The sequence below is a fragment of the Streptomyces kebangsaanensis genome (genome assembly GCF_001906585.1).
In the GTDB taxonomy this organism is placed as follows: Bacteria; Actinomycetota; Actinomycetes; order Streptomycetales; family Streptomycetaceae; genus Streptomyces; species Streptomyces kebangsaanensis.
In genome coordinates, this window is record NZ_JUJA01000167.1 from 446,976 (window position 1) to 453,879 (window position 6,904).

The following is a 6,904-nucleotide window of genomic DNA, read 5'->3' on the forward strand; positions in this document are numbered from 1 at the left end:
GCAGGCGCGCTGCCGCCGTCAGGCCCGCCACCACGAGCTGGGTGGCGACACCCGCGGCGACGTCGACCAGAATCTCGCGAAGCCGGTTACGACGTGCAGGCTTGTACTCAACGGGGTTCACGTGCATCCACTCCTTGGCATGTGAGCTGGGAATGGCAGGGACCGCCCTACCGGGCATCCGCACTCACACCGCGTGCAGCACGCAGTGGAAACCACCCGTCAGTCACAGCCGAGGACCGGCACATGAGCACCGCCGACGTACCCTCCGGGAAGGTGCGCAGCGGAGAACAACAGTAGTGCAGCGCCACGTTGGCATCATCTGTTTTCGGCTCACCGCTCCAACCCGGCTCGCTCACACAGCCGTTCGGCGCGCGCCTTCGCCTCCTGCCGCAGAGGAGCCCACCGACGGAACAGTGCCTCGTGCGTCACCTCCGCGTATGCGTCCCGGTGGCCGAGCGCGTCCTCCGCCGCCCTCTCCGCTACGGGCCCGGCAGGCGTATTCATGCCCTGTCCGTTGTGACGCCGGGGCCGCCTCAAGGCGTCCGGAGTGGGCTCTGCGTCGCACTCGTCAGGATCATGGATGCCCCAGGGCTTGGCGGAGGGGGAACAGGACGGTCGCGGGACGAAGGCCTACGAGGTCAGGAGTGCCAGCGGTTGCGTCCGTCGGAGCCTGGGCCGCAGACCATGGGAGTTCCTGCCTTCGTGACGCCGGTTGCGCCGGGCGGGGAACAGAACGAGCCGGGGTGTACCGTGCCGACGCTGCCGCCGCCACCGGTGGAGCCACTGGTGGAGCCACCGGAGGAGGACGAGGAGCCGCCGCCTGACGAACTGCTTTCCCTGCCAGTGCTGTTGCTGCTCTCGTGATCGGGGTCGTTGGCCGGAATCTTGTAGGTCGTGTCCTTCGCTCCCGGACAGTGCCGGACGAGGTCGGCGTCGGACCACTTGCCCAGGTCGAGACGGACTGTGGTGGTGGAGGTCACCTTCGTGTCCTTGCCGGGGGACTGGAAGCACACCCGCCACTCGTCGCCGTCCTCGGCTGCCTCGTCGGCGGTGGGGGAGTCGATGTCGAGGTAGACGTCGTCAAGCGTGACGCGGTCGAGGTCGATACCGGCCCGGTCCAAGTCTTTGACGGCCGCGTTGTAGGTGACGCCGACGACGTCCGGCATCACTGGCCAGGGGAGCGGACCGCCGTCCTGCTCCGGGCATGGCTCGCCCGTCTTGACCGTGGCGAAGTCGATGGTCTTCGCGGTCGCGTTGCCCTTCTGGAAGCACACCTTCCATCCGGACGGCACGACGATCGAGCGGTTTTCCTCGGCTGCGTCATGGTGACCGGTGGTGAGTCCCGCGGCTCGTGCCTGTTCTGTCGCCTCGTCCAGTCGCTTGCCCGTGTAGTCAGCGATCTTGAGGACCTTGGGAGAGGTCGGGGACGACGTGACGTTGGCGTTCACCGCGTCCTCGTTCCGCGCCTTGGCGTCGGGCTTGTCCTTCCCGCCGTCGTCGAGCTGTCCGCCCAGGCCCGCGCCGGCCGTCAGGAGAACGAACGCTCCGAACGTCGCGCCGAGCTTGGCGAACCAGCGCCAGGGCGGCAACACCCACACCGCCACCATGGCGGCGATCATCACGATGAAGCCGAGGGGGAAGCTGAGCGCGCCGAGCAGGGCTACCAAGGCCAGGATGCCGAGCACGGCGGGGGTGGTCTTCCACCAGGGTCCGGATGGCGGTGGGGTGTTGTAAGGGTTCATCTGGCGCTCTTGTTTCCGTGTTTCCGTGGTGTGAACCGGGCTGGTCCCACTCCGGCAGTGCCTGTCGGGGGACTCGGGCTGTCAGACAGGGTGTCGGGGGGCGTGGCCCGGGGCGGGGCGAGGGCGGACGTGCGGTTCTCGTCGGCGACGAGGGGACTTTCAGGGGGGACTGCGTCGTGCGGTTGTACTCGGTGAGTATGGGGCGCTTGGTGCGATACTCGCCGTACTTGGTGATTTCGTTATCCTTCGGGCTGCCCGATGGCGACTGGAAGACGCCCGGGGTGCAGTCCGCGTCCTCGGCCGAGAGCAGCTGACGAGACAACCACTTCGCTCCGTACGCTGGGTCAGCGTACGGACACGTTCGGTGGACTGTACGAATTCCGGTTGGCCACTCTGGTCGTTCTCCAGCAGAGGGAACTGGCACGTGTACACCTGGAGGTGGGCCTCGATGACGACCGACCGCGTCGAACCGGCGGTGCCGGGCGGGGAGTGCGAGCGGGAACCGGGCCCGTCGGACAGTCTGCGGACGTTCGGGGCTGTGGTGCAGGCGCTGCGGGAGCACGCGGGTCTGAGCCGGGTGGAGTTCGGGGAGCTGGTGCGCTTCTCCAAGCACACGGTGGAGTCCGTGGAGTTGGGGCGGCGGATGCCGGACGAGTCGTTCGTGGAGCGGGCGGAGGGGGCGCTGGGGAACACGGGGGCGTTGCGGAAGTCGGCTCGGTTCCTGACGCGGGGGGATGTGGGGCTGGCGGCGTGGTTCCGGCGGTGGGCTCGACTGGAGGGGGTGGCGGTGAGTCTGTGTACGTATGAGTGTCGGTTGGTACCGGGGTTGCTGCAGTCGGAGGGGTACATGCGCGCCCTCTGCGACAACGACATCCCGCCGATGTCGGACGAGGTCTTGGAGGCCACGGTGCAGGCGCGATTGGAGCGGCAACGCCTGCTGAGTGAGCGTCCCAACACCGCCTTCGACTTCATCGTCGAGGAGTCTGTGTTCGTGCGCCGTCTCGGCGGTGCGAGCGTGACTCGTGGTCTGATCGAGCACGTGATTGAGGCCGTTGCTCCGCGCAACGTAACGCTGCAGATCATGCCCGCGGACGCCGAGCACCACGCGTGCATGGCTGGCCCCATCCAGCTGCTGGAAACGCCTGACGGAAGCTGGCGTGGCTACTCTGAAGGGCAAGAGAACGGGCGCCTGATTGCTGACCCGAAACAGGTCAGCCGACTGCACATGCGCTATGCGAGACTGCGCTCGCAGGCCCTCTCCCCGAAGGACTCCGTGGGCCTGCTGGAGCGGATGCGAGGAGCGCTATGAACACGTCCGAACTCGACTGGTTCAAGTCCAGCTACAGCAGCGCGCAGGGAGACAGCTGCATTGAGGTCGCCGTCACCGAACAAGCCATCCACGTCCGGGACTCCAAGGACGTGACGCGCCCTTCCTTCGCCGTCGACCGGGGCGGCTGGGCGCGCTTCGTGACGTTCGCGGCCGAGGCCTGAGCCGTACACGCACCGGCGGCGGCGCTGCTGCGACCGTCGCCGGACTGGCTCGGTCATCGATCATGCTCCCGAAGCTGTACAGGTGCGGGACTCGCAGGAGGAGGAAGGGCCGAAGTTCGCGGTCTCCTCATCCACGTGGGGTGATTTCCTCGGATATGCCACGGAATAAGTGGTCCGTGAGCGCCTTGCTGCTTGTACGGAGAGTGATTCCATCAGCGTCCGTTAGTCACCGTCAACCGGTTCCGGGAAGAGGGGAACGGAAGGTGACGTGCGGATTCCGTACGCGCGGCGGGAGGCTCGGAGGGCACGAGGACGGTATGAAGGCGGGGACACCAGTGGGACACTGCTCCTTGTGAGTGCCACCGGACTCACCCGCCCCGCCCAGGTCAGCACCGCCCGCCGCCGTACCGTCATCGACGCGCTGCGCGGCTACCGGGCGGCCCTCGCCGAGGGCGACGAGGCCACCGCCGTCGCCACGGTCGCGGCCCGCCTCGCCGACTTCGAGGGCGCCCGGTCAGTGCTGTCGGAATCCGTGCGTCTCGTCGACTTGAGTGGTTCCGCCTGAAGCACAGGAACACTGCTGCATGTGCAGCACCGTTCACCCATCTGACGAGCGGATAAGGTCACGATATGGAGATCGGCCCGCGTCGCCGTCCATTGAATCGAACGTGGCCAGTGCTCAATCTGTGGGTGGCCTTGAGCCCTGCAGGGGAGGCAGCAGTCTCTCTGAAGAAGATCTCTGGTGGCGTTATGGTGAAGGTACCGCTTCCCCAGAACGCGACGGGGCTGCGACGCCTTGCCGTCAATGCGGGCAAAGGCCTAGTAGGGCTTTGTTAGGTGGCCCGGCTGTCCCAGTGGGAGTGGGGTTGTGATCTCCTGCCAGGTGTGACACCTGAGGAGATGGAACAGGTCCGTCCGCGTCTGGAGGCGTTCGCGGCGGAGATGCTCGGCTCGCTGGCCCGGCGGGACCAGCGGGCGAAGGGCGAGCTGTACCTGCGCGGACTGATGCTGGACGGCAAGCGCAAGTCGATGCAGCCGATGGCCGAGCGCCTGGGGGTGGACCACCAGCAGCTCCAGCAGTTCGTCTCCTCCTCGACCTGGGATTACGCCAAGGTCAGGGAGAGGTTGGCGCGTTGGGCGGCAGCGCACATCGCGCCCGAGGCGTACGCCATCGACGACGTCGGCTTCCCCAAGGACGGCTACGACTCCCCGGGTGTGGCCCGGATGTACTGCGGCGCGCTGGGCAAGCGCGGCAACTGCCAGATCGGGGTCAGCGTCAATCTGGTGTCCGACCGGGCCTCCTCGGCCGCCGACTGGCGCCTGTTCCTCCCCGAGAGCTGGGACGACGCCCGGCAGGGCGAGGACGTGTTGCTGGCCGAGGCGATCCGCAGGCGACGGGTCAGGGCGGGTGTCCCCGAGGCCGAGCGGCACCGGGAGAAGTGGCGCCTGGCCCTGGAGATGCTCGACGAGATGCGCGAGGAGTGGGAGCTGCCCGGCCTGCCGGTCGTCGCGGACGCCGGATACGGGGATGCCACCGGCTTCCGGCAGGGGCTGACCGAGCGCGGCCTGGCCTACGCGGTCGCGGTCAAGGCCACCACCACCGCCCACCCCGGCGACGCGGTCCCCGAACGCCCGCCCTACAGCGGCCGGGGCCGCCCGCCCGTGCCGGCCTACCCCACGCCGCACACCACCCTGCGCGCGCTGGCCCTGGCCGCCGGACGCGGCGCGGCGCGGACCGTCACCTGGCGCCAGGGCAGCAAGTCCACCAAGAACAACCCCCGCGCCGAGATGCGCTCGCGCTTCCTGGCCCTGCGGGTCCGCCCCGCCAACCGCACCATCCGCCGGGGCGCCGACGGCTCGCTGCCCGAGTGCTGGCTGCTGGCCGAGTGGCCGCCGGGCTCCGCCGAGCCCACCGACTACTGGCTGTCCACCCTGCCCGCCGGCACCCCGCTGCGTGAGCTGGTGCGGATCGCCAAGATCCGCTGGCGAGTCGAGCACGACTACCGGGAACTGAAGGACGGCCTGGGCCTGGACCACTTCGAAGGCCGCAGCTTCCACGGCTGGCACCGGCATGTCACCCTCGCCGCACTGGCACAGGCCTTCTGCACCCTTCTACGACTCGACCCAAAAGTCCCTGCGCCGGCCTGACCCTCTACGCGGTCCTCCGCCAGCTCCAGGCCCTGCTGGCCACCTGGACCGGCGCATGCTCGATATGCGGCCAGCCAGCGCCGACCCCAGAACCCCACCACAGAACCTAACAAAGCACTACTAGGAGGCTCGTCTCTGGAGGTTCGGGTCTCAGGCACGCCGAAGGCGCCCGAGATCACTCTGCTGACGGCGAGCGACGCGGTCGGCACCTTCGGCGCAGGCACCCTGGGCCTCGGGTTCGGTGGTCCGATGCGGGACAGACACCGCCTCCACCGGACAGGACGGACGGCATGGCCTTGGGAGCGGTGGAGGTGTACGTGACCGTCTCGCCGACCTCGGCCAGTGTGCCAGGGGAGCCGGAGGCTTGCGCTTGTTGTGAAGCCGTCATTCAGATGGATCACCACGGTGCGGCTCTCACCTTCCGGGTGCGCCTCGACGACCCGAGGTCAGTGCTCGGCGAGTTCTTCCAGTAGTTGAACGACGTGTTCGATGGGCGCGGTGGCGTCGATCTCGGCGGTCGCGGTGGCACGCAGCAGTGGTTCGACGGTGGTCAGGTGGTGGAGAACGGCGTCTCGTTCCTCGGCCCGTTTGCCGTAGGGGTTGTCGGTCCGGGCGGCGATCCGGGCCAGCAGCACCTCGGCCGGCGCGCTCAGCAGCACGATGTGGTCGAACAGCGGGTAGAACCGGCCTTGGTTGGTCTTGCAGCCGGCCACGAAGAGGCTGCCCCCGTCATGGCTGCCGAGCAGGTCTGTGATGGCCTGCTCACGCCATACCCAGTCGGTGGAACCGTCGGGCAGCGTCACCCATCGACTCCAGGTGTCGGTATCGGTGTCCACCGTCCTGTGTCCTCGCAGGCGCAGGAGATGGAGCACAGTCGACTTGCCGGTCCCCGACATCCCGGTGATCAAGACCTTCACGGGGCGAGCCTATGCGAGCCGCCTCATTTCGGAGACGAGTGTGTAGAGGTCGTCAGTCCGGGTCACGGTCAGTCGGCGCACCCCTCTCTGTCAGCCTTGGGTGAGACGCCCCGCTTAGTCGGGTTAGCCTGAGAGGGCACGACAGGAGAACCACCCCCTCATGACCAGCACCAACCCCGCCGAGTCCGACCCGGCCCCCAGGCCGAAGCGCCGTTCCTTCAGTCCGGAGTACAAGCTGCGCATCGTGGCCGAGTACGACGCCGCACCCAAGAACGAGAAGGGCGCTGTCCTGCGCCGCGAGCGCCTTTACCACTCGCACGTCAAGGAATGGCGGGCCGCGCGGGATGCCGGGGCATTGGAGAAGCTGGTCGACCAGCGCACCAGCCCGGCCCGGCCTAAGAAGTCGGCCGCAGAGACGGAAAACGAGAAGCTGCGCCGCCAGGTGGAACGGCTGGAGAAGGAACTGGCCCGGAACAAAGCCGCGTTGGAGGTCATGGGAAAAGCTTCCGCGCTCTTGGAAATGATCTCCGAGGGCGCGGACTGAGGACCGCAGCCGACCCGGTGGTCGATGACGCGTTCGCCGGCATCGAGGGCAAGTTGGGCATC

Annotated in this window: 9 protein-coding genes; 6 read left to right on the forward strand and 3 right to left on the reverse strand. The window is 68.0% G+C overall.

What is annotated here, in order from left to right; genetic code table 11:
- Positions 1–178 (reverse strand): DUF6408 family protein (locus RH94_RS46250; RefSeq protein ID WP_324614347.1); only part of this gene is annotated, 178 nt, incomplete at its 3' end.
- A gap of 460 nt (positions 179–638) precedes the next feature.
- The gene (locus RH94_RS36785) at positions 639–1,742 is read right to left on the reverse strand and encodes a PASTA domain-containing protein (RefSeq protein WP_073952614.1); all 1,104 of its coding nucleotides are present in this window, start codon (positions 1,740–1,742) and stop codon (positions 639–641) included.
- 448 nt (positions 1,743–2,190) lie between these two features.
- Between RH94_RS36785 and RH94_RS36790 the strand changes: the two genes are divergently transcribed.
- From RH94_RS36790 to RH94_RS36810, 5 genes are all read left to right on the forward strand, one after another.
- Positions 2,191–3,051, forward strand: coding sequence for a helix-turn-helix domain-containing protein (locus tag RH94_RS36790; protein ID WP_073952658.1), 861 nt, complete (start codon positions 2,191–2,193; stop codon positions 3,049–3,051).
- The gene (locus RH94_RS36795; RefSeq protein ID WP_073952615.1) at positions 3,048–3,233 is read left to right on the forward strand and encodes a DUF397 domain-containing protein; all 186 of its coding nucleotides are present in this window, start codon (positions 3,048–3,050) and stop codon (positions 3,231–3,233) included. Before RH94_RS36790 ends, RH94_RS36795 begins: the two co-directional genes overlap by 4 nt.
- A gap of 55 nt (positions 3,234–3,288) precedes the next feature.
- A complete protein-coding gene (locus RH94_RS46885; RefSeq protein ID WP_073952616.1) occupies positions 3,289–3,402 on the forward strand; it encodes a DUF397 domain-containing protein in 114 nt (37 codons plus the stop codon).
- Between the two features lie 183 nt (positions 3,403–3,585).
- Positions 3,586–3,798, forward strand: a complete 213-nt coding sequence (locus tag RH94_RS36805) for a hypothetical protein (RefSeq protein ID WP_073952617.1) — start codon at positions 3,586–3,588, stop codon at positions 3,796–3,798.
- A gap of 320 nt (positions 3,799–4,118) precedes the next feature.
- Positions 4,119–5,381 carry an IS701 family transposase gene (locus tag RH94_RS36810; protein WP_407697410.1) on the forward strand — a complete coding sequence of 421 codons (1,263 nt, stop codon included), beginning with the start codon at positions 4,119–4,121 and terminating at the stop codon, positions 5,379–5,381.
- 446 nt (positions 5,382–5,827) lie between these two features.
- Here RH94_RS36810 and RH94_RS36820 read toward each other — a convergent pair whose 3' ends face one another.
- Positions 5,828–6,298 (reverse strand): AAA family ATPase, encoded by a 471-nt coding sequence (locus RH94_RS36820; protein ID WP_199881137.1) that lies wholly within the window; start codon positions 6,296–6,298, stop codon positions 5,828–5,830.
- A 160-nt stretch (positions 6,299–6,458) separates the two neighbouring features.
- Here RH94_RS36820 and RH94_RS36825 point away from each other — a divergent pair, with 160 nt between their 5' ends.
- Complete coding sequence (locus tag RH94_RS36825) at positions 6,459–6,842, forward strand: transposase (RefSeq protein ID WP_073946048.1); 384 nt, start codon at positions 6,459–6,461, stop codon at positions 6,840–6,842.
- Positions 6,843–6,904: the final 62 nt, after the last annotated feature.